The sequence below is a fragment of the Bradyrhizobium sp. BRP22 genome, assembly GCF_020194175.1.
GTDB lineage: Bacteria > Pseudomonadota > Alphaproteobacteria > Rhizobiales > Xanthobacteraceae > Bradyrhizobium.
In genome coordinates, this window is record NZ_JADYVX010000009.1 from 77,905 (window position 1) to 99,022 (window position 21,118).

Below are 21,118 nucleotides of genomic sequence, written 5' to 3' on the forward strand. Positions count from 1 at the left end.
CGCGCGCTGAACACCCTGGCATCCTTCCTTCGGCATCCGGCCGGCGTCATCGGACTGGTCATCCTGATCGGAGTCGTCGTGCTGGCGATCGTGGCGCCGACCCTGTTTCCTGTCGATCCCTGGGATATGGTCGCTGCGCCGTTTCAGCCGCCGTTCGATGGCGAGACGTGGCTCGGCTCCGACATGCTCGGCCGCGATGTTGCCGCCTGCATTGCCTATGGCGCACGGGTCTCGCTGCTCATCGGCGTGTCGTCGACACTTGCCGCGCTCGTGATCGGCGTCACCGTGGGAGCTGTTGCCGGCTATTTCGGCGGCCGGGTCGACGAAGTCCTGATGCGCTTCGTCGAACTGTTCCAGACGATTCCGGGCTTCATCCTTGCCATCCTGCTGGTGGCGACGCTCGGGCCTTCACTGACCAACGTGATCCTCGCCATCGGTGCCGTGAGCTGGCCTCAGCTCGCCCGGCTCACGCGCGCCGAATTCCTGCGGCTGCGCAGCAGGGAATTCGTGCAGGCCGCGGTCTGCCAGGGACAGCCGCCGCTGTCGGTGGTGTTGCGTCACATCCTGCCGAACGCCGTGTCGCCGATCATCGTCACTGGCTCGCTGATGATCGCGAGCTCCATCCTGATCGAAAGCGCGCTGAGCTTCATGGGGCTCGGCGACCCCAATCTGATGTCGTGGGGTTTCATGATCGGGGCGTCCCGTTCGGTGATGCGCCAGGCGTGGTGGATGAGCGTGTTCCCCGGCATAGCCATCTTCCTCACCGTGCTGGCGATCAACCTCGTTGGCGAAGGACTGAACGATACCCTGAACCCGAGATTGTCGCGGAAGGCGCGAGGGGCATGACGGACGAACCGCTGCTTTCAATCGAAAATCTGTCCGTTGCCTTGCCCAAGGGCGGCGATCGCCAGTTTGCGGTGGAAAACGTCTCGCTTGCCGTGCGCCGCAACGAGATCGTTTGCCTGGTCGGCGAGTCCGGTTCGGGCAAGTCGATCACCGCGCATGCCGTGCTTCGGCTGCTGCCGCCCGGTCTTGATGTCGCCGCTGGCGCCATCCGGTTCAAGGATACGGACCTTGCGCGGGCGGATGAAGGGACCATGCGGGCGCTGCGGGGCGGCCCGATCTCGATGATCTTCCAGGAGCCGCTTAGCGCGCTCAATCCGTTGACGCGTGTCGGCCAGCAGATCGCGGAAGCCATCATCACGCACGCCGGCGCGAAGCTGTCCGGCTCCGAGGTCGACGCGCGTGTCATCGAACTGATCGCGGCCGTCGGCTTGCCCGATCCGCCCGCGCTTGCTCGCAGCTATCCATTCCAGCTTTCCGGCGGTCAGCGCCAGCGCATCATGATCGCGATCGCGATGGCGAACGAGCCGGCACTCCTGCTCGCCGACGAGCCGACCACTGCGCTTGACGTCACCACGCAGAAGCAAATCCTCGCACTGGTCCGGCGGTTGCAGGCCGAGCGAGGCATGGGCGTCCTGTTCATCACACACGACTTCGGCGTTGTCGCTGATATCGCCGACCGCGTCGTGGTGATGCGCAATGGCTGTGTGGTTGAGCAGGGCGCGGTCGATGAAGTGCTCCGCGCTCCGAAGAATGACTACACCAAGGCACTCATTGCGGCCGTGCCGGGTGGCCGGCCCGCCTCGATGCGCGGCCACGCTTTGGGGACCGATCCGCTGTTGGTCGCCCGTGGTCTCAACAAGGTGTTCACATCGCGTCAGGGCGTTTTCAGGCCGGTGCGACGGGTGCCGGCCGTGCAGGACGTCGCCCTCACGTTGCGGCCACGCGAGACGGTCGCTGTCGTCGGCGAGTCCGGATCCGGCAAGTCGACGCTCGCACGCATGATCATGCGGCTGATCGAGCCCGATACCGGCGCGATCGATTTCGATGGGGTGGACTTTCTCAAATTGAAAGGCGTGCAGTTGCGCGCCATGCGCCGCAAGGTGCAGATCGTCTTTCAGGATCCCTTTGCGGCCCTCGACCCACGACAAAAGGTCGGCGAAGCCATCGCGCGCGGACCGATGACCTATGGAACGCCGCCAGTCGACGCGATTGCGGAAGCAAAGCGGCTGTTGGCGCGAGTGGGCCTGAAGGAGAGCGCCTACGAGCGTTATCCTCATGAATTCTCGGGCGGGCAGCGCCAGCGCATCTGCATCGCGCGCGCGATCGCTTTGAAGCCGCTGGTGCTGGTTGCGGACGAGGCCGTTTCGGCGCTCGACGTTTCAGTGCAACAGCACATCCTGGAATTGCTGGCGGAATTGCGCGAGGAAATGAGCCTGGCGATGCTGTTCATCACGCACGATCTGCGCGTCGCATCCGAGATTGCCGACAGGATCGTCGTGATGCGGCGCGGCGAAATCGTCGAGCAGGGTGAGACGCAATCGGTATTCGGCGCGCCGCAGCACGCTTACACCCGCGAACTGCTCGAGGCCATCCCAGGGCGTTCGCTGTTCGGTCGGCCGCACGAGCCGTCGGCCAATCTGCGTTTTGCTTAGCGGACAATAGCCTTGCCGGACGAAAACTGAAAACAGGGCGCAATGACATGAAAACTGGTGCGGATCATCTCTGCGACGCGCTGCTCGCTCTTGGTGTTGATACCTGCTTCGCCAATCCGGGGACATCGGAGATGCACTTTGTCGCCGCGCTCGATCGCCGACAGGACATGCGATGTGTGCTTGGCCTGTTCGAAGGCGTCGTTACCGGCGCTGCCGACGGCTACGGCCGGATGACGGACCGGCCCGCGGCCACGCTTTTGCATCTCGGCCCGGGTCTCGCGAATGGGCTAGCCAACCTCCACAACGCCAGGCGCGCCGGCACCCCGATCATCAACATCGTCGGCGAGCATTCGACCGCGCATCTCCCGCTCGACGCACCATTGACGAGCGACATCGAGACGCTCGCCCGGCCGATGTCGGCGTTCGTACGCCGGATCGGCAGTGCTGCCTCGATCGAGCAGGATGTCGCCGACGCCTGGGACGCAAGCCTGGCAAATGGCATCGCGACGCTGATCCTGCCGGCCGACATGGCCTGGTCGGAACGGTCGGCCGGCGCTCTGCTCGCCAGGCGTTCGCCACCGGCCAGGCGCGAGGTCGATCCGGACAAGTTCAGGACGGTCGTCGATCGGCTGCGCGGCGGTTGCAAGGCCGCATTGATCCTGTCGGGGCAGGCGTTGCGCGCCGATGCGCTCGCGGACGCCGAGAGGATTTGCGCCACGACCGGCGCGAGGCTGTTTGCACAGGGCGTCAATGGACGCATCGAGCGCGGGCGCGGTCGGGCGCCGATCGAAAAGATATCCTTTGCCTGGGAGCCGGGTCGCGCCGCATTGGCGGGTCTCGATACGATCGTGCTGATCGGTGCCAAGGAGCCGGTCACCTTCTTCGGCTACCCAACGCAGTCGGGTCGTCTCGCGCCCGAGGGTTGCAGCGTGGTCGAGCTCGGACGGCTCGACCACGATCTGAAGGGAATTCTTGCCCACCTTGCGGAATCCGTCGGCGCCAGGTCGGCAGCAGGTGTGCGTACGGATAAGCCGCCGGTCGCCGAGTTGTCCCTCCAGGCCAACGGACCCCTGACGGCCGACATGATCAATCGCGTGGTTGCGGCAAAACTGCCGGAGAACGCGATCGTATGCGACGAGGCGATCACGTCCTCCGGATTCTACGAGCTGTCTTACAATGCGCTACAGCACGATTATCTGCAGATCACCGGCGGCGCTATTGGCATCGGAATGCCGATGGCGGCAGGGGCTGCGATCGCCTGTCCGGGACGGAAGGTCGTGTCGCTTCAGGCTGATGGCAGCGGCCTCTACACCCTTCAGGGGCTGTGGACGCAAGCGCGCGAGAAACTCGATATTGTGACCATCATCTTTGCCAACCGTGGCTATGCAATTCTCCACGGGGAGATGCGCAAGGTTGGCGTCGCAAGCCCCGGCCAGAATGCCCGCCGGATGCTCGACATCGAGGATCCCGAGGTCGATTGGGTCAAGCTCGCCGGCGGCATGGGTGTCGCGGCGGAACGGGTGACGACCGTCCAGCGTTTCGCAGAGGTGTTCGACGCTGCGCTTCGGCAGCGCGGGCCGTTCGTGATCGAGGCCTCGTTGCTGTAACTTCTAAGAGGCGCTATCCATCGACGGGCAAAGCCAGATGACGCATTCCGATGCGACCGATCTTGACGGAACCTTCGCGACGCACAGCGCGCATTGGGGAGCGTTTTCTGCGCGCTGGGACGGTCAGGATGTCTCGATCCTGCCCTATGCCGGCGATCCGGCGCCATCGCCGATCCTCGGCAATTTCAAGGGTGCGCTGCGCCACAAGGCGCGCATCCTGAAACCGATGGTCCGCCGCAACTGGCTCGAGCATGGTCCAGGCCCGCAACGCCGCGAGATCGGCGACGATTTTGTCGAATGCGGATGGGATACGGCGCTCGATCTGCTCGCCGGCGAACTCGCGCGCGTTCGCGACAATTTCGGCCCGCAGGCGATCTATGGAGGCTCATACGGCTGGGCCAGCGCGGGACGTTTTCATCATGCGCAGAGCCAGATCCACCGCTTTCTCAATCTGGTTTGCGGCGGCTATGTGCGTTCGGTCAACAGCTACAGCGCGGGCGCGTCGTCGGTCATTCTGCCGCATGTGATGGGGCCGTTCGAGGTGCTTTCGCGGCGTAATGTCACCTGGGATCAGGTACGCACGTACACCGACGTGGTGCTCGCGTTCGGCGGCATGGCGATCAAGAACTCGATGATCGCCAGTGGTGGGCTGAGCCGTCATGTCGAGCCCGATGCCATGCGCGAAGCGGTGAAGCGAGGCACACGGTTCATCTCGATCAGCCCGTTGCGCGACGATTTTCCGCCCGAGGCCAGGGCCGAATGGATTCCGATTCGTCCGGGTACCGACGTCGCCGTGATCCTCGCGATGGCGCACACCTTGCTGGTCGAGAATCTTTGCGATCGCGCGTTTGTCGATCGCTACACGACAGGCTTCGACGTGTTCGAACGCTATTTGCGGGGCGACAGCGACGGACAGCCCAAGCATGCGGATTGGGCGGCTGCGATCAGCGGAATTGCGGCCGACAGGATCAGGGATATCGCCCGCTCGCTGGTGCATGGCCGCAGCCTCATTGCGGTGGCGCATGCGTTACAGCGCGCGCAGTATGGCGAGCAGCCGGTGTGGGCCGCCGCGGCACTTGCGGCGATGGTCGGTCAGATCGGCCTGCCCGGCGGCGGCTACAATTACGCGCTCGGCGCGATGGGCCACACCGGGCGCCGTGTCAACGCCGTGCCGATTCCGACGATGCCGCAAGGATCCAATCCGGTCCGCGAATTCATTCCGGTGGCGCGGATTTCCGACATGCTGCTTAATCCGGGCGCATCGTTCGCGTATAACGGCAGCGAGTTGCATTATCCCGATATCAAGCTGGTCTATTGGGCCGGCGGCAATCCCTTCCATCATCATCAGGACATTCATCGTCTGCGCCAGGCGTTCGCGCGCCCTGATACGATCGTGGTTCATGAACTCGCCTGGACGGCGATGGCACGGTCCGCCGACATCGTGCTGCCTGCGACGATGACGCTGGAGCGCGATGATATCGGCGCGGCCGCGACCGATCCGCGATTGATCGCGATGCGCCAGGTCGCGCCGCCTATCGGTGAAGCGCGCGACGACTTCGCCATCCTCCGCGATCTCTCGGAACGGCTTGGCGCCGCAAACGTCTTTGCCGAAGGGCGCGATGCCGCGCAGTGGATGCGTCATCTGTATGAGCCGACCCGGCGCGCCCTGGCCGAGCGCGGCTGGGAGGCCCCTGATTTCGAGGAGTTCTGGGAGCGCGGCGAACTGGCGCTTCCCTCGGAGCCGGACGACGGAGGCATCCTGCGCCGCTTCCGAACGGAGCCGGACGCAAATCCGCTGCCGACGCCCAGCGGCAGAATCGAGATATTCTCGAAGACGATCGCCAGCTACGGCTACGATGATTGTCCGGGGCATCCCACCTGGCTTCCTTCCACCGAGCAGCCGGACACGGCAGCCCCATTGTGGCTGGTCGCCAACCAGCCGGCGACGCGACTTCACGGCCAGCTCGATTTCGGCGGATACAGTCAGTCCAGGAAGATCGAGGGCAGGGAAGTCGCGCGCATGCATCCAGACGACGCCGCGCCGCGCGGGATCGTCGACCGTGACGTCATCAGGATCTTCAATGCGCGCGGCGCCTGTCTTGCGGCGGTGCAGGTGACCGACGACGTCATGCGCGGCGTCGTCCATCTGCCGACTGGCGCCTGGTACGATCCTGCCCCTGATGGTGCCGAGAAACCCCTGTGCCTCCATGGCAATCCCAATGTGCTGACGCGCGACGTCGGCACGTCACGATTGGCTCAAGGCTGCTGCGGCCAGATCACCGTCGTCGATTGCGAGAAGTTCGTCGGAACGGCTCCGTCCGTCCGCGCCTATGAGCCGCCGGTCCCCACGTCCTCGCGTAAGCGATGAAGGCCGCTCAGTGGCCGGGTGGCAGCACGGCATAGTGTAGCTGAACGACGCCGTGCTCGAGCGTATCAGCGGACTTGAGTTGCAACGCCAGCTTGCCGGCGAGTCCATCGCCATAAGCGACGATGCCTTGCACATTCTCTCCGCCGTCGATGGCGGGCGCCACCAGGATGCGCATTTCGTCAACCAGTCCTGCCGCCAGGAAGGTGCCATTGGTGCCGGCACCGCCTTCGAGCACAAGGTGACGGATCCCAAATTCGCGTCCGAGAACGTCGAGCATGGCGGCGATGTCAATGTCCGCCCTGTCCGAGACGATGTACGACACGCCATCGGCTGCCAGCTCTGCGAGATGGCTGTCCGGGACGTCACGACCCAGCAGAGCGATGACGTGGTCACCGCCAAGGCCGCCGGGCTTGAAATGCACTTTGCCCGACGGATCGAGTGCTATGGCATAGCTCCCCTCGCTCTTGCTTGCGATGTGCAGCGGCCTTTCGACCGCAGCCGCTTTAGATGGCGCGTGCGGACCAGCCTTGCTGATTTCGGCCATCGTGACGCGGCCGACGAGCCAGGCATCGGCCTTGAGGGCCTCGTGAACCTTCTCGTACTGCGCGGACCAATCGCGGCGCGTCCCATCCGGGCTGCTCGTGAAGCGGCTGGGATGCAGGCGGCCGTCGACGGATGTGATCATGAGCAGCGTGACTTTGGGTTTCATGTGAACGTTCCTTTTGGCGGCCGCCATTCCTGCCATTGCATGGTCGTTTCTTCCACCGCGGCGGATATCGAAAGAGGTAGGCAAAAGTTGCTGGGCTAGGCAATTCTGATCTGGCTTCCCTACCGGGCTTCATCTCCATCTATATGATTTTACTGTGATTTTCGTCTGGCAGGATGCTTGCACCGCCCGCACCGGTTGCGGCCATTACAGCGATAAACATCCCGGCGGCCGCCCGGATCCCAGTTGGAGACGATGTCATGGGTATCTTCGGCGCTCTCACCACGTCCGTCGCAGGGTTGCGGGCAAATTCGTATGCGCTGGAAAATATTTCCGGCAACATCGCGAACTCGCAGACGACGGGCTTCAAGCGCATCGACACCAGCTTCCTCGATCTTATTCCCGACACCGGCACCAACGCACAGCTTGCGGGCAGCGTCGTCGCGAACTCGCGGAGCACCAACACGATCGCCGGTTCGGTCCAGTCGGCTTCGGTCGCCACCTACATGGCGATCAACGGCGACGGCTTCTTCGCGGTGCAGAAGCCGGGCAGCATGTCCGACAACCAGCCGATATTCGACGGCGTCAACCGGTACACCCGCCGCGGCGACTTCACGCTGGATCAAAACGGATATCTCGTTAACGGTGCAGGCTACTATCTCGAGGGCGTGAAGATTGATCCGACGACTGGGAATCCCACCGGAAGCGCGCCGGAAGTCCTGAGGTTCCAGAACGATTTCCTGCCGTCGCAAGCAACCACCAAGATCGACTATCGCGCCAATCTCGCCAGCTACCCGCTGACGACCAATCACCAGACATCGGTGCCGGGCTCTGAACTGCTGAGGCCTGCGGATTTCATATCCAATCCACGGACCCTTGGAACGGCCGCGACGCCGTTTGCCAATACAGGCGTCACCGGCAATGCGCGAAACAACTTTGAGACGATCGCGCAACCGATTTCCGCGGCGACGGCCCTTGCGGGCGCGTCGGGCACGAACTCGCTTACCGCCGGCTTTGCGAGTGGCGACACGCTGGTGCTGAAGACCACCAATGGCGGCGTCACCACAACCAACACCATTTCATTCTATACCGGAGCCGCGCCTGCGCCCGTCGCTGGCACGACTTTTGTCGATCTTTCCACCGCGACGGTCGGAAGCCTCTTAAGCACCATTGACGGTCTTACCGGCAACGTTTCGCCATCACCGGCGTCCAGCGTGTCGAGCACCGGTGCAATCACCTTGAACACCGGTACGGCAAATGACTTCAGCCTTGCCCCAGGCTCCTCCGCATCGGCGGTCGCGGCATTTCAGGCGCTGGGCTTTTCGGGCACTGTTACCGGGTTGCGTGCGGGCGGCGGGACGGCCGGTACCGGCATCGTCATTGGCAGCGACAATCAAACCTTTCTGAATGAGTCGATCAGCGGCGGTACCACGACCGCATATGACGGCAACGGCGCTCCGGTCAGCCTGCAGTTCCGATGGGCCAAGGTTGAATCGTCCACCATGGGTGGGACCGATACCTGGAATCTGTTTTACCAGGTGAATTCCAACGCGACCGGAAATACCGTTGCCTGGCAGAACGTCGGAACGGACTTCAAGTTTGGTCCGAATGGACAAATGCAGCCTGTGATCGGCCAGATCACACTGGCCGGGCTCACCGTCAACGGTACCAGCTTGGGCAACGTCACGATGGCATTTGGCACCGGCGGACTGACGCAGTTTGCGGACACCAATGGCAACGTGCAAGTGAACCAGCTGCAGCAGGACGGTTACGCCGCAGGTCAACTGCAAAGCGTGTCGGTCAGCGACGAGGGACGTGTTGTCGGCACCTATTCGAACGGCCGCAACATCGATCTCGCGGAGGTCAGCATCGCCACCTTCAACGGCGCCAACTTCTTGAAGCGTGTCGACGGCGGCGCCTTTGAAGTGACCAACGAATCCGGAGAAGCGCTCTACGGGAAGGGCGGGAGTATTTCGGGCTCGTCACTCGAATCGTCGAACACGGATATCGCCGACGAATTCACGAAACTGATCGTAACGCAGCAGGCCTATTCGGCGAATACCAAGGTGATCACGACGACGAATACCATGGTCCAGGATCTCTTGAACGTGATGCGGTAATCAACACCGGGCGCGCACGTAATCGCTTGGGAGCATTGTTGTTATGAGTCTGAATGACGCCCTCGCTATCGCCATGTCCGGCCTCCGTGCCAACCAAGCGGCGATGTCGCTGGTCTCGTCGAACGTCGCCAATGCGGAAACGCCCGGCTATGTTCGCAAGACGCTCGACCAGGTCACGTCCTATTCTGGCGCATATGGCAGCAATGTCGTCGTTGCCGGCATCAATCGTGAACTCGATCAATATATCCAGGCGCAGTTGCGCACGGAAACGTCCGGCGCGGGTTACGCCTCGTTGCGTTCAAACGTGCTGCAGCAGCTGCAAAGCCTCTATGGCGATCCGGGCTCCATCGGAACGCTGGAGAACGCGTTCAACGACCTCACGACGGCGCTACAGGCGCTCAGCACCAGCGCTGACAATCAGTCGGCCCGAATAAGCGTTCTCAACGCGGCGTCGACGCTCACGCAGCAACTCAACTCGATGACGCAAGGTATTCAAACCTTGCGCGGCAATGCCGAGACCGGCATCAGGGACTCCGTTGCGACGGCGAACAATCTGCTGAAGCAGATTGCGTCGATCAACAACCAACTGATGGCCAATCCACGCGGCGGCACGTCGACGGATGCGTCGACTGCCGCATTGCTTGATCAACGTGACCAGTACGTGACTCAGCTGTCGGAGCTGATGGATATCCGTGTCACGACCAACAGCGCCAACCAGATCACGGTTTTTACCGGCTCCGGCATTCAGCTCGTGGGCAACGAAGCAGCGACCCTCACGTTCAACGCTCAGGCTACCGTCACTGCTGGTACGACGTGGAGCAGCGACCCGAACCAGAGCCAACTCGGCTCGGTCATGCTTGAGTTTCCAGGCGGTGGCGGGTCGGTCAATCTCACGGCCACCGGTGCGATCAAATCGGGCCAGATCGCGGCTTATACCGAGCTGCGAGACAAGACGTTGGTCACGGCGCAGAACCAGCTCGACCAGTTTGCCGCCTCGCTGTCGAGCGCGTTGTCCGATCAGACAATAGCAGGCACGGCAATAACGGGTGCGCCGGTCCCAACCGGAACGCCTGCAGGATTCGCGCTCGATATCTCGGGCATGAAATCCGGCAACGTCATTCATCTCACCTATACCGATGCGGCGACCAATCAGCAGCGTCAAATCTCCCTCGTGCGCGTTGATGACGCTCGCGTGCTGCCTTTGTCGAATGACGTGACGGCGGACCCGAACGATCAGGTGATCGGGATCGATTTTTCCGGATCGTTCTCCTCGGTGCTCAATCAGCTCAATGCTGCACTGGGCGGCAATGTCACGTTCAGCGGGACCAGCACATCGCTGAGCGTTCTCAATAATCCCGCCTTCTCCCGGATCGATAGCGCCTCGGTGACGGTCACCAAGGACCCGAGCGCCTTGAACGACGGCAGCCCGCAGATCGCTCTGTTTACTGACAACGGTTCATCTTACAGCGGTGCGATTGGCGCCTCTGGATCTCAGATGACGGGTCTTGCAGGGCGCTTGTCGGTCAACAGCGCGCTGATCAATGATCCCGCCAAGCTCGTGATGTATGGGAGTTCGACGCTCGCTGGCGACACCACGCGGCCCTCGTTCATTCTCAGCCAGCTAAGCAACGCGACCTACACATTTGGTGCGCAGGGTGGCGTCGGCAGTGCGAGCGCGCCGTTCAAGGGAACGTTGCTCAGCTTCATGCAACAGTTCACCAGTCAGCAGGGTGCAGACGCCGACGCGGCGAAGCAGCTGGCCGATGGTCAGAACGTCGTGCTCAGCACGCTCGAGCAGAAGATGTCGACGTCCTCTGGTGTCAACATGGACGAAGAGATGGCGCATCTGTTGTCACTGCAGAACGCTTATTCGGCAAACGCGCGCGTGATGTCTGCGGTCAACGACATGTACAAAACCCTGATGCAGGTATTCTGAGGCAGCCATGACAATATCCGGGGTCAGTCAACGCACGTCCTATATCGGTTCAGGCATTCTCGATTTGCGCAGTCAGCTGGATACGCTGACGCAACAACTCGCGTCCGGCAAGATTTCCAATACTTACGCCGGGCAGGGGAGTGGCCGCAGCCTTGCCATCGCGCTGCGCGCGCAGATCACCGGGATAGGAGCCTATTCCGATACGGCGACCAACCTGAACACACGCGTTGGTGTCGTCAACCTTTCGCTGCAGCAACTCGTGAAGATCGGGTCGGAAGTGAAGGGCGCCGCCGTCAGCGGGAGCACGGATCTCGACAATGAGGGCAAGACCTCCGGCCAGAAGACCGCATTGCTCGACTTCACCGATTCAGTCGACATGCTCAACGCGAAGTCGGGTGATCGCTATCTGTTTTCCGGCCGCGCCACGGATACCGCGCCCGTGGCACCGTCTGACGAGATCATGAATGGCCGCGGCGCTCAGCTCGCCGGACTGAAGCAGGTCATTGCCGAGCGAAAGATCGCGGATCTCGGTGTCAATCAGAACGGTCGCGTCGGCAGTGCCGTCGGCACGCCGGCAACGTCGGTTGTTCTCACCGAGGAGGATGCAACACCGGCACCTCCGCAGCAGGCCCAGCCGTTCGGGATCAAGCTCACCGGCGTATCCACAAACATAACGGGCGCGACCGTCACTCAGCCTGTGGACCTGCCCGCGACCGTTCCGCCGGCGCCGCCGGCCACACCGGTGCAAAAGTCCATGTCTGTAGACCTTGGTACGACCAATCCGAAGGTCGGCGACCAGGTCAAGTTCACCTTCACCATGCCGGATGGCACGAAGGAAGATATTGTCATGACGGCGTCGGACACCACGCCGCTTGCCGCCAACAGCTTCCTGATTGGTGCTGACAGCACCGAGACCGCCGCCAACCTGAACACCGCGCTGGGAACTTCGATGAAGAACCTGGCGAACGGTCCGATGGTGGCGGCTTCCGCGATGGAGGCCGGTGAGAATTTCTTCGATCAACCGCCGCTGCGGGTTGGCACGACGCCGCTTGCGTCGGCTACGACACTTGTGGCCGGCACGCCCGACAACACCGTGTTTTGGTACAACGGCGAGCCGAATACCTCAGCGAACGGTTCGGCGCGCGGATCGGCGGTAGCCCAGATCGATACATCCATCACGGTGCAGTATGGCGCCAGGGCCGACGAACCGGCATTGCGTGCGCAGCTGCAGACGGTGGCAGTGTTCGCAGCGGTGAGCACGTCGGCGACGGATCCCTATGCCAGCGCCCAGGTTACGGCGCTCAACCAGCGGGTGGCGAACAGTCTCGCCGTGGTCCCAGGGACCCAGACGATCGAAGATATCCAGGCCGACTTCGCCGGCGCGCAGGGCTCCATCAAAGCGGCCACCGATCGGCAGGTTCAGACCAAGGCGATGGCGCAGACGATGCTGGATTCCATCGAAGGCATCAATGACGACGAAGTCGCGACCAAAATCCTGGCACTGCAGACGGCGCTGCAGGCGTCATATCAGACGACATCGATGCTTTACCAGATGAGCCTGGTTAAATTCATCTAAGCGGCACGACAGGACGCGACGCTGCTTGCGCCGCAAAGCTCAGCCGCGTCCGCCGAGAAAAGCGTCCGAAACGACCGGGTCTTCGATCAGCTTCTGCGCCGCGCCCGATGCGACCACGCGGCCGGTCTCGAGCAAATAGGCCCGATCCGCGACCTTCAACGTTTGACGCGCCTTCTGCTCGACCAACAGCACGGACAATCCTTCGGCGCGGGTCTCCGCAATGACGCCGAAGAGGTAGGCCGTCGCCTGCGGAGCGAGGCCGAGCGATGGTTCATCCAGCAGCAACAGGCGCGGTTTCGACAACAGCGCACGCGCCGTTGCCAGCAATTGCTGCTCGCCGCCGCTGAGCAGGCTGGCCGCGTTGTGACGCCGCTGCCCCAGGATCGGAAAGCGCTCCTGCATGCGCTTGAGGTCAGCAATCCCCTGGCTTTTGTCCGCGCGGGTGTAGATCCCCATCGCCAGGTTCTCCTCGACCGTCATGCGCCCGAGGATGCCGCGGCCTTCGGGAACCAGCACGATGCCGCGGCGAACGTTGCGTTCGGCGTCGTTCGGCCTGAGCTTCTCGCCTTTGTAGGCGATCTCGCCCTGGAAAGGCAGCAAGCCGGCGATCGCGCGGGCGATCGTGCTCTTGCCTGCGCCATTGGCGCCGAGCAAGGCGACGATCTCGCCTTCAGCGACGTCGATGTCCACGCCGCGGACCGCGGTGATGGCGCCATAGCGAACCTGCAAGCCTCGCGCCGAGAGTATCATTCGTCCTTACCGAGATAGGCGTCGAGGACGCGGGAATTGGTCCGGACTTCGCTTGGCGTTCCTTCTGCGATCAGCACGCCGAAATCGAGCACGTAGAGATAATCGCAGAGCCGCATCACGAAGTTCATGTCGTGCTCGATGAGGAGGATCGTCAATCCGGTTGCACGAAGCTTCAGCATCAATTGCCGGACCTCTTCGGCCTCGTCATGATTCATGCCGGCGACGGGTTCGTCGAGCAGCAATAGTTTCGGCCGCGCGGTGAGGGCGCGCGCCATCTCCACCCGGCGCTGCAATCCGTAGGGCAGCGACTTGGCAGGGCGGTCGCGCAAGTCCGTCAGGCCGAAGAACTCCATCACCTCCTCGGCGCGTACCTGTGCGGCGGGATCGCCCCAGCCGACCGGCAGCAATCGGCGCCACCAGGCCTCGCCGTGCGGCTGCACCACGAGCAGATGCTCCCAGACCGTCATGCTGGGGAAGAGACGGATGTTCTGGAAGGTTCGCGCAATGCCTTCGCGCGCGATTCGGTGCGAAGGCAGGCCGTTCAGCGCCGCGCCATTCAGGCGGACGGCGCCGGAATCGGCGCGATAGGCACCGGTGATGACGTTGAACAGCGTCGTCTTGCCGGCGCCGTTGGGACCGATGATGCCGACGATCTTGCCCTCGGGCACGCCGCTGGTCACGGCGGAGAGCGCATGGATGCCGCCGAAGCTTTTCGTCACCTCGGTCAGTTGAAGCAGCGGCGCGCTCATGACGCCGCCTTCCTGAACGTCAACCCGCGCAGCAGCGTGCGGTCGACGATGCCCTGGCGACGCACCAGCAGCACCAGGATCAGCAGCGTGCCGAACGCGGCGAGGCGCCAGTCCGCGATCGGCCGCAGGAACTCGGGCAGGAATACCAGCAATATCGCGCCGATCAGCGAGCCCAGCCCGAGCGTGGAGCCACCGAGGATGGTCGCGAGCACGAAGTCGATCGAGCGTTCGAAGCCGAAATTGGCGGGCTCGATATAGACGTGATGATGCGCGAACAGCCCTCCAGAGACCGCGGCAACGGCTGCGCCGATCCCGAACGCGCTCACCTTGATCGCCACGGTGTTCAGTCCGACCAGCCCTGCGGCAGTTTCGTCGTCGTGCACGGCCTGCATTTCGAGCCATACGCGCGAGCGCTCGACGACGATCAGGACAACGAGGATGCCGCCGGCCCACGCCCAGATATACCCGACCGAGATGTGCGCCATGCCATGAAAGCCTCCGGACCCGCCCATTGCCGGGAAGTTGATGAAGAAGCTGCGGATCATCTCGCCGAAGCCGAGCGTGGCCATCGCAAGATAGATGCCCTTCAGCCGAAGCGCAGGGAAGCCGACGATGACGCCGATGATGCCGGCCGCGATTGCGGACACGATCAGCGCTGCCGTGACCGGCATGCCGACCACCACGGTGAGGTAGGAACTCAGATAGGCGCCGATCGCCATGAAGGCGGCGTTGCCGAGTGACAACTGGCCGGTCGCAAGGATGATGTAAACGCTGAGCGCGCCGAGCAACAGGATGCCGGCTTCGGCGAACAGGCTGGCGTAATAGGTCGACATCAGACGCGCTGGCCCTGGTCGGAACGCGCGCCGCCGAGCAGGCCTTGCGGGCGCAGCAAAAGGATCAGAATCATGAAGCCGTAGACGACGAAGTCGCGGACCTGCGAGCCGCCATAGGCCACCGTGAGCACCTCGACCACGCCGATCAGGGGACCCGCGAGCAGCGCGCCCCAGATATTGGTGGTGCCGCCGATCACCATCACGGCGACGGCCTTCAGCCCGATCTCCACGCCAAGATATGGCGTGATGGCGCCGTAATGCAGCGCGATCAGGACGCCGGCGACGCCGGCAAGCGCGCCCGAGAGCGCGAATGCGAACAAGGTCAGCCGGTCCGCCGAGACGCCGAGCAGGCGCGACACTTCACGATTCTCGGCGACCGCCCGCAGCGCACGGCCAATGGTGGTTCGCTGCACGGTGTAGGCAACCAGCGTCACCAGCACGATGGTGGCGCCCACCACGATCAACTGCATCTGGCCGATGTTAACCGGGCCGACCGTGTATTGCCGCCCCAGATACTCATCGGGCAGCTGCAGCGGGTCGGAGCCCCAGAAGTTTGTCGCGACGTTCTGCAGGATGATCGAGAAGCCGAGCGTGCTCAGCATCGGCGTGACGACGGGGGCGCCGCGCAACGGTTGATAGCCGATCTTCTCGATCAGCATGGCGGCGATGGCAGCGCCCGCCATGCCGCCGAGCACGGCGACAGGAAGCGGAAAGTTCGCGGCGATCAGCGTGAATCCGAAATAGCCGCCGATCATGAAGAGTTCGGCGATCGCCAGGTTGAGAATGCCGAGAATTCCCATCACGATGGAGAACGACAGCGCCAGCAGCGTGTAGATCGCTCCTAGCGTGAGGCCGTTCACGAGTTGCTGCCACAGCATGAAGTTTTCAGTCGGTCGGATGAGCGTTAGGGAGAGTGGCCGGGCGAACCCGGCCACCGAATGACTGTTGCGCCGATCAGCAGCCGGCGTGGTTGGGTGCGGAGCTGCATCCGCGGACCTTGGTGTCCCAGGCGCCGTTCTGGCCCTGCAGCACGTAGAACGCCTTGATTGCGTCGCCGTCGTCGTTGAAGCCGATCGGGCCGCCGAGGCCCTGGAAGCCTTCCAGCTTGGCGAGATGGTCGCGGATCTTGGCGCGATCGGCCTCGACGTCCGCAGGCTTGCCGGTCACGCCGGATCTCTTGATGGCATCGATATACATGCTGACGATCTCGTAGATGTTGGCATCATACATGCTCGGTTCGATCTCGGCCGGCAGGCCGCTCTCCTTGCGCAAGAGCGGCTGCAGATTGGCGACGAACTTCTCGGCCGCCTCGCCCTTCATGGTGGCGAAAAAGGTCGCGGGCGCGATGATCGGGATTTCCGGCGCGGCCTTGAGGATCGCCGACGAGATCAGCTGGGTGGCGCCGACCACCGGCTTGATCAGGCCCTGGCGCTTCATCTCACGCAGCACCGTGATGGCCTGGCTGTAGTCCGCGCTGACGACCACGCCGTCCGGATTCAGCGACTTCAGCTTGGTGACCTGGGCGCTGACGTCGAGATCGCCGGTGTTGAACGACAGCGGGTCGGATTCGTTGACGATGGAAATCTCGTTCGCCTTGAGGGCGGCGGGCATGATCGCCTTGCCGACGGTGGCCGCGGTGGCATCCTTGGCGTCGAAGATGATGCCGACGGTCTTGATGTTGAATGCCTTCTTGAAATAAGGCACCGTCGTCTTGGCGAGCACGCCTTCGTCGATCGTGTTGCGGAAGGCCCAGGGGCGGTTCAGCTTGGCGACGCCCGGTTTGGAGGAGGCCTGCGAGGTTGCGACCACCTTCATCTCGTTGGCGACAGGAAATGTCACTTCGGCGGCGCTGCTGGTCAGCGGGCCTGCGACTGCGAGAACCTTTTCGTCGCCGGCCAGCTTGCGCAGCGAGCTTGCCGCCTGCGCCGGCTTGGCGCCGTCGTCGAGAATGGTGATCTTCAGCTTGGCGCCGTTGATGCCGCCGGCATCGTTGGTCTGCTTCTCCAGCATCTTCAGCGTGACGCTGTTGCTGCGTCCCCATTCGGCGAATGGGCCGCTGCTCGGCACGATCGCGCCGAGCGCGATCTCCTGCGCCGAGGCGCCACCCGCGCCCAGCGAGATCACGGCGAGAGCGGCGAGAGTGCCCAGCAGCCGCGACGGGTTCGGTTTGACCTTCAACATCGACTTCTTTCCGTTGCTGTTAACCATGGCTGCCTTCGACGCAGCCGATCTCGGAAGCATGCAATGCACGCGGCGTGCCAGCGGCCCGCGACGTCGCCAATGTTCCAATAGATTTGGCTTTTTGACAAACGATAATTTGAGAGCTTTGTCGATTAGTTCTCTTTAGAAGCTATTTTTTCGGCACTGCGGCGAAGTTTGCGGCAACCTGTCGCGCCTTGCCGCTCTTCCGCGGCTTCGGGGCGGACTTGCGCGAAGGCGTGGCGATGGGCTGGACGTTGGTGTCAGCCAGGTAGCGCTGCAGCGCGATGGCGCGGTCGCTCGAGTCGACCAGGCGCTGTACGAGGTCGAGCAGCAACTCGAACTCCCGCGCGCTGAGGCAGCCGAATTCTACGTCGTTGACCTGCATCTGGGTCGGCGCCAATCGCTCGAGCAGTTCGGCGCCCCGCGACGTGACGCTGAGCGAGAGCCGCCTGCGGTCGCTCTCATGGGCGGCCTTTTCGATCAAGCCCTTGCCTTCCAGCTTGTTGGTCACGGTGGTAACGAAGGCGCCGCTCAGATGGAGGTGATCGGCGACAGTCTTGACGTGCACGTCGCCCTGCAAGGCCAAATGCCGGATCGCGATCAGCGTGGTGTATTCGATCCCGGGAAGACCGATGACGGCGGCATGGCCGTCGCGCAGGGTCTGATGCCGGACCAGGAATCCGAACAGGCTGTGCACCAGTTTGCGAAACTGCTGGTCGGAGCCGCCTACGAGCAATTCGGGGCGGGAAGTCGTGAGCGCAGCGCGATGGGCGATGCGTCCGGCGCCGGGCTTGGTGGTGATGGCGCGCGCTGCTGTCTTAGCCAAGGGATCATCTCGTTGATTGGGTTCGTCGCAAGATTGAACGCTCCTATCGGCAATTGCAATGCTTGTGTCCGGATGAGCACAGCGTTTATTGCCGTCTTGACATTCAATTGATAATAGCTTCGGATATTAGCTATCTAATCCTACATCAGGTTGGCCGGAAACGCCATCCGGTGTTTCGTTTTTTGGGGATCGCGATGAGCGAGGCATCATCCGGGACGGCGGCGGGCGGTTTGGTCAAGAACGGCGCCGAGCACGTCGCAAGCGTGCGCGACGGCAGAGCGGTCTTTCTCGACGGCGAGCGCGTCGCCGACGTATCGACGCATCCTGCCTATCGTCATGCCGTCGAATCGGCCGGCGTGCTGTACGACTATCAGGCGCATTCCGACAATCTGGAGCGGATGACCTTCGACGTCGGCGGCGGCCGGCGCATCAACCGCGCCTGGCAGTTCCCCAGGAGTTACGAGGATCTGGTCGAGCGTCGAAAGGCGTTGGTGGAATGGGCCGAATTGTCCTGCGGCTATCTCGGCCGGTCGCCCGATCACGTCGCGTCCTCGATGTGCGGCATGATGATGGGCATCGAGGTTTTCGAGAACTATGACGTGAAACGCGCCCAGGCGTTTCGGGACTGGTTTGACTACGCCTGCAAGAACGACCTGTTTCTGACCTACGTCATCAACAACGTGCAGGGCGACCGCTCCAAGGCGTTCGGCAGCCAGGGCAAGGGCGCCGAAGACATGGTGGCCCGCATCGTCGACGAGGATGCTTCCGGCATCACCATTCGCGGCGCCAAGCTGTTCGCCACCAGCGCGATCATGGCCAATGAGCTGTTCGTCGGCTCCGGCCAGCCGCTCCGGCCGGGCGAGGAGCATCTGGCATTCTCCTGCGCGCTGCCGATGGGCACCAAGGGATTGAAGATGCTGTCGCGGAAGTCGTTCGAGGCGCATGCGGTCAGCGAGTACGACAATCCGCTGGCCTATCGCTACGACGAGAACGACGCCCTCGTGTTCTTCGACGACGTCAAGGTGCCGTGGGAACGCGTGTTCCTGCTGCGCAACACCGATATGTGCCGGGCACAGCTGCACGATACGCCCGCGCACATCTATCAGAACTATCAGGCGCAGATCCGGCTTTCGGTCAAATTGCGATTTCTGGTCGGCCTCGCGCGCGGCATCGCGCAGACGATCGGCACCATCAATTTTCCTCCGGTGGTCGAGACGCTCGGCAAGCTGGCGTCGCAGGCGGCGCTGATCGAGGGCATGGTGTTCGGCATGGAAGCCGGCGGCGCCATGCGCGGCGAATATTTTCTGCCCAACAAGCATCTGCTTTACGCGGCGCAGGTTCAGTCGCAGGAAATGTACCCGCAGATCATCAGCACTATCCGCGAATTGGCCGGCGGGGCGCTGTTGATGCTGCCGTCATCGGTGCGGGATTTCGCCAATCCGGAATTGGCCGACATCATTTCGCTGACCCAGATCTCGCCGGCGATGAGCGGCGAGCAGCGGGTCAAGATGCTGAAGATGACCTGGGATGCGGTCGGCTCGGAATTCGCCTCGCGCCATCTGCAGTATGAGATGTTCTACGCCGGTGCGCAGTTCGTCACCCGCGGCCACAGCTACCGCACCTATGACTGGGATCGCGCCTCGGGCCTCGCCGACCGCTTGGCGAGCAAGTATCGGCTGCCGGAGTTCGGAAACTAATGCGCGGCGCCTGAGAAGTCGCGCGGCAGGCGGTTTTCCGCGACGCGCACGTTGCGGATGCCGGCCGGCGTGTTGCGGCTGCGACCCACAAAGCGCGGAACGCCTGCCGTCAACACGGCTGATACCGCGGGAACGTCGCCGTTGCGCAATGCCGACAACGCATCGTCCTGCGAGCCACCGGCGCAGGCATCGATCAGGAGCACGTCGGCTTCCTTGCCGGGTTGCAGCAGGCCGGTGTTCAGCCGATAGAGGCGCGCATTGTTGCCGGTCGCCGCGGCGATCGCCTGTTCCGGCGGCATGCCGCCGAGACTGGCGAGATGGCTGATCGTGTAGAACATGCCGAGCGGCATGATGCCGCTTCCGGTCGGCGTATCGGTCGCGATCAACAGCCGCTCCGGCTGTCCCGCTTCGTCGAGCAGTTTTGCCGTCAGCAGTGCGGTGCGCAGATTGCCCGCGGTGCAAAGCTGCAGGGCAATGCTGCTCTCATTGACCAGTCGGGCAAATCCCGCCTCCGGCATCGCCACCGGACCGCCATTGACGTGAAAGGACACCGTCGGATTGGATGCCAGCACATGCTCGGCCCAGATGCCTGACGAGCCGGGGATCGACGAGCCACCGGTGTGCATGGTGGTCACCATGCCCAACCGTCGCGCCGCCAGCATCAACGGCGCATAATCGAAGGGCGTTGCGAAGGCGCCGAACCCCGCCTTGGCGAGCCAGATCCCGGCGCGCGCGAGATCCTCGAGGTCAGCTTCGGTGAGGCCGGGCTCCAGAATGACCGAACCGGCGTGAACCCGCACGCCGCCGGGGCGATAGTCCAGGAAGCAGGCCCGCGCCGCCAGCGCCAGCGCCTTGACGCCGGCCGCATCCTTCGGCCGGCCCGGCACATGCACTTCCGATGCGGTGATCGCCGTCGTCGTGCCGCCGTGCAGATAGCTCTCGAGATAGCCGACGACGCGCTGCCGCGGGGTGTAGTCGCCGAACGTGATGTGCACGTGGCTGTCGATCAGCCCGGGCACCGCCGTCGTTCCCGCGGCGTCGATCACCACATCGCAAGCTGCGACCGCGTCAGCGGAAAGCGTTCCGATCTCGACGATCATGCCATCGTTGATCAGGATGCCATCGCCCTTGGCGAAGGGCATGGCGAGGTCGCCTGTCACGATGGTGCCGATGTTGACGATCGCGGTGTGCATGGGGTGGATCCGTGTCGCTGGAGCATGATCCGGAAAAGTGGAGACCGGTTTTTCCGA

Annotated in this window: 16 protein-coding genes; 8 read left to right on the top strand and 8 right to left on the bottom strand. The window is 63.2% G+C overall.

Annotated features, from left to right (window positions below):
- Positions 1-6 precede the first annotated feature (6 nt).
- From I6F35_RS14425 to I6F35_RS14440, 4 genes are read left to right on the top strand one after another with little or no spacing between them, the layout of a single operon-like run.
- Positions 7-846, top strand: coding sequence for an ABC transporter permease (locus I6F35_RS14425; protein WP_225118481.1), 840 nt, complete (start codon positions 7-9; stop codon positions 844-846).
- Entirely contained in the window at positions 843-2,498 is a 1,656-nt protein-coding gene (locus I6F35_RS14430; protein WP_225118339.1) for an ABC transporter ATP-binding protein, read from the top strand. The genes I6F35_RS14425 and I6F35_RS14430 overlap by 4 nt, the downstream gene beginning before the upstream one ends.
- 47 nt (positions 2,499-2,545) lie before the next feature.
- Positions 2,546-4,105 carry an acetolactate synthase large subunit gene (locus I6F35_RS14435; RefSeq protein ID WP_225118340.1) on the top strand — a complete coding sequence of 520 codons (1,560 nt, stop codon included), beginning with the start codon at positions 2,546-2,548 and terminating at the stop codon, positions 4,103-4,105.
- A 37-nt stretch (positions 4,106-4,142) separates the two neighbouring features.
- Positions 4,143-6,473 carry a molybdopterin guanine dinucleotide-containing S/N-oxide reductase gene (locus I6F35_RS14440; RefSeq protein ID WP_225118341.1) on the top strand — a complete coding sequence of 777 codons (2,331 nt, stop codon included), beginning with the start codon at positions 4,143-4,145 and terminating at the stop codon, positions 6,471-6,473.
- A gap of 7 nt (positions 6,474-6,480) precedes the next feature.
- Here the strand turns inward: I6F35_RS14440 and I6F35_RS14445 are convergent, their stop codons facing one another.
- Entirely contained in the window at positions 6,481-7,182 is a 702-nt protein-coding gene (locus I6F35_RS14445; protein WP_225118482.1) for a dihydrofolate reductase family protein, read from the bottom strand.
- 257 nt (positions 7,183-7,439) lie between these two features.
- Here I6F35_RS14445 and I6F35_RS14450 point away from each other — a divergent pair, with 257 nt between their 5' ends.
- From I6F35_RS14450 to I6F35_RS14460, 3 genes are read left to right on the top strand one after another with little or no spacing between them, the layout of a single operon-like run.
- Positions 7,440-9,299: a flagellar hook-basal body complex protein gene (locus tag I6F35_RS14450; RefSeq protein WP_225118342.1), complete on the top strand. Its 1,860-nt coding sequence runs from the start codon at positions 7,440-7,442 to the stop codon at positions 9,297-9,299.
- Between the two features lie 43 nt (positions 9,300-9,342).
- Positions 9,343-11,235 (top strand): flagellar hook-associated protein FlgK, encoded by a 1,893-nt coding sequence (gene flgK / locus I6F35_RS14455; RefSeq protein WP_225118343.1) that lies wholly within the window; start codon positions 9,343-9,345, stop codon positions 11,233-11,235.
- Positions 11,236-11,242: 7 nt separating this feature from the next.
- On the top strand, positions 11,243-12,811 hold the full coding sequence (locus I6F35_RS14460) for a flagellar biosynthesis protein FlgL (protein WP_225118344.1): 1,569 nt from the start codon (positions 11,243-11,245) through the stop codon (positions 12,809-12,811).
- Between the two features lie 39 nt (positions 12,812-12,850).
- Here I6F35_RS14460 and I6F35_RS14465 read toward each other — a convergent pair whose 3' ends face one another.
- The 6 genes from I6F35_RS14465 to I6F35_RS14490 all read right to left on the bottom strand — a co-directional run bounded on the left by I6F35_RS14465 (position 12,851) and on the right by I6F35_RS14490 (position 18,171).
- Positions 12,851-13,540, bottom strand: coding sequence for an ABC transporter ATP-binding protein (locus I6F35_RS14465; protein ID WP_225118345.1), 690 nt, complete (start codon positions 13,538-13,540; stop codon positions 12,851-12,853).
- 17 nt (positions 13,541-13,557) lie between these two features.
- A complete protein-coding gene (locus tag I6F35_RS14470) occupies positions 13,558-14,310 on the bottom strand; it encodes an ABC transporter ATP-binding protein (RefSeq protein ID WP_225118346.1) in 753 nt (250 codons plus the stop codon).
- Complete coding sequence (locus I6F35_RS14475) at positions 14,307-15,143, bottom strand: branched-chain amino acid ABC transporter permease (protein ID WP_225118347.1); 837 nt, start codon at positions 15,141-15,143, stop codon at positions 14,307-14,309. Before I6F35_RS14475 ends, I6F35_RS14470 begins: the two co-directional genes overlap by 4 nt.
- On the bottom strand, positions 15,143-16,021 hold the full coding sequence (locus I6F35_RS14480) for a branched-chain amino acid ABC transporter permease (RefSeq protein WP_225118348.1): 879 nt from the start codon (positions 16,019-16,021) through the stop codon (positions 15,143-15,145). Before I6F35_RS14480 ends, I6F35_RS14475 begins: the two co-directional genes overlap by 1 nt.
- Before the next feature lie 76 nt (positions 16,022-16,097).
- The gene (locus I6F35_RS14485) at positions 16,098-17,324 is read right to left on the bottom strand and encodes an ABC transporter substrate-binding protein (RefSeq protein ID WP_225118349.1); all 1,227 of its coding nucleotides are present in this window, start codon (positions 17,322-17,324) and stop codon (positions 16,098-16,100) included.
- Positions 17,325-17,493: 169 nt separating this feature from the next.
- Positions 17,494-18,171 carry a MarR family transcriptional regulator gene (locus I6F35_RS14490; RefSeq protein ID WP_225118350.1) on the bottom strand — a complete coding sequence of 226 codons (678 nt, stop codon included), beginning with the start codon at positions 18,169-18,171 and terminating at the stop codon, positions 17,494-17,496.
- 194 nt (positions 18,172-18,365) lie between these two features.
- On the opposite strand from I6F35_RS14490, the gene I6F35_RS14495 reads away from it, so the two are divergent.
- Positions 18,366-19,868, top strand: a complete 1,503-nt coding sequence (locus I6F35_RS14495) for a 4-hydroxyphenylacetate 3-hydroxylase N-terminal domain-containing protein (protein ID WP_225118351.1) — start codon at positions 18,366-18,368, stop codon at positions 19,866-19,868.
- Here I6F35_RS14495 and I6F35_RS14500 read toward each other — a convergent pair.
- Complete coding sequence (locus I6F35_RS14500) at positions 19,865-21,061, bottom strand: amidohydrolase family protein (protein WP_225118352.1); 1,197 nt, start codon at positions 21,059-21,061, stop codon at positions 19,865-19,867. The genes I6F35_RS14495 and I6F35_RS14500 overlap by 4 nt on opposite strands.
- Between the last annotated feature and the right edge of the window lie 57 nt (positions 21,062-21,118).

What these genes read in the sequence shown, in the direction of transcription:
- I6F35_RS14430 (WP_225118339.1), top strand. Translation starts at nt 843, where the DNA reads ATGACGGACGAACCGCTGCTTTCAATCGAAAATCTGTCCGTTGCCTTG.
- I6F35_RS14435 (WP_225118340.1), top strand. Translation starts at nt 2,546, where the DNA reads ATGAAAACTGGTGCGGATCATCTCTGCGACGCGCTGCTCGCTCTTGGT.
- I6F35_RS14440 (WP_225118341.1), top strand. Translation starts at nt 4,143, where the DNA reads ATGACGCATTCCGATGCGACCGATCTTGACGGAACCTTCGCGACGCAC.
- I6F35_RS14445 (WP_225118482.1), bottom strand. Translation starts at nt 7,182, where the DNA reads ATGAAACCCAAAGTCACGCTGCTCATGATCACATCCGTCGACGGCCGC.
- I6F35_RS14450 (WP_225118342.1), top strand. Translation starts at nt 7,440, where the DNA reads ATGGGTATCTTCGGCGCTCTCACCACGTCCGTCGCAGGGTTGCGGGCA.
- flgK (WP_225118343.1), top strand. Translation starts at nt 9,343, where the DNA reads ATGAGTCTGAATGACGCCCTCGCTATCGCCATGTCCGGCCTCCGTGCC.
- I6F35_RS14460 (WP_225118344.1), top strand. Translation starts at nt 11,243, where the DNA reads ATGACAATATCCGGGGTCAGTCAACGCACGTCCTATATCGGTTCAGGC.
- I6F35_RS14470 (WP_225118346.1), bottom strand. Translation starts at nt 14,310, where the DNA reads ATGAGCGCGCCGCTGCTTCAACTGACCGAGGTGACGAAAAGCTTCGGC.
- I6F35_RS14475 (WP_225118347.1), bottom strand. Translation starts at nt 15,143, where the DNA reads ATGTCGACCTATTACGCCAGCCTGTTCGCCGAAGCCGGCATCCTGTTG.
- I6F35_RS14480 (WP_225118348.1), bottom strand. Translation starts at nt 16,021, where the DNA reads ATGCTGTGGCAGCAACTCGTGAACGGCCTCACGCTAGGAGCGATCTAC.
- I6F35_RS14485 (WP_225118349.1), bottom strand. Translation starts at nt 17,324, where the DNA reads ATGTTGAAGGTCAAACCGAACCCGTCGCGGCTGCTGGGCACTCTCGCC.
- I6F35_RS14495 (WP_225118351.1), top strand. Translation starts at nt 18,366, where the DNA reads ATGAGCGAGGCATCATCCGGGACGGCGGCGGGCGGTTTGGTCAAGAAC.
- I6F35_RS14500 (WP_225118352.1), bottom strand. Translation starts at nt 21,061, where the DNA reads ATGCACACCGCGATCGTCAACATCGGCACCATCGTGACAGGCGACCTC.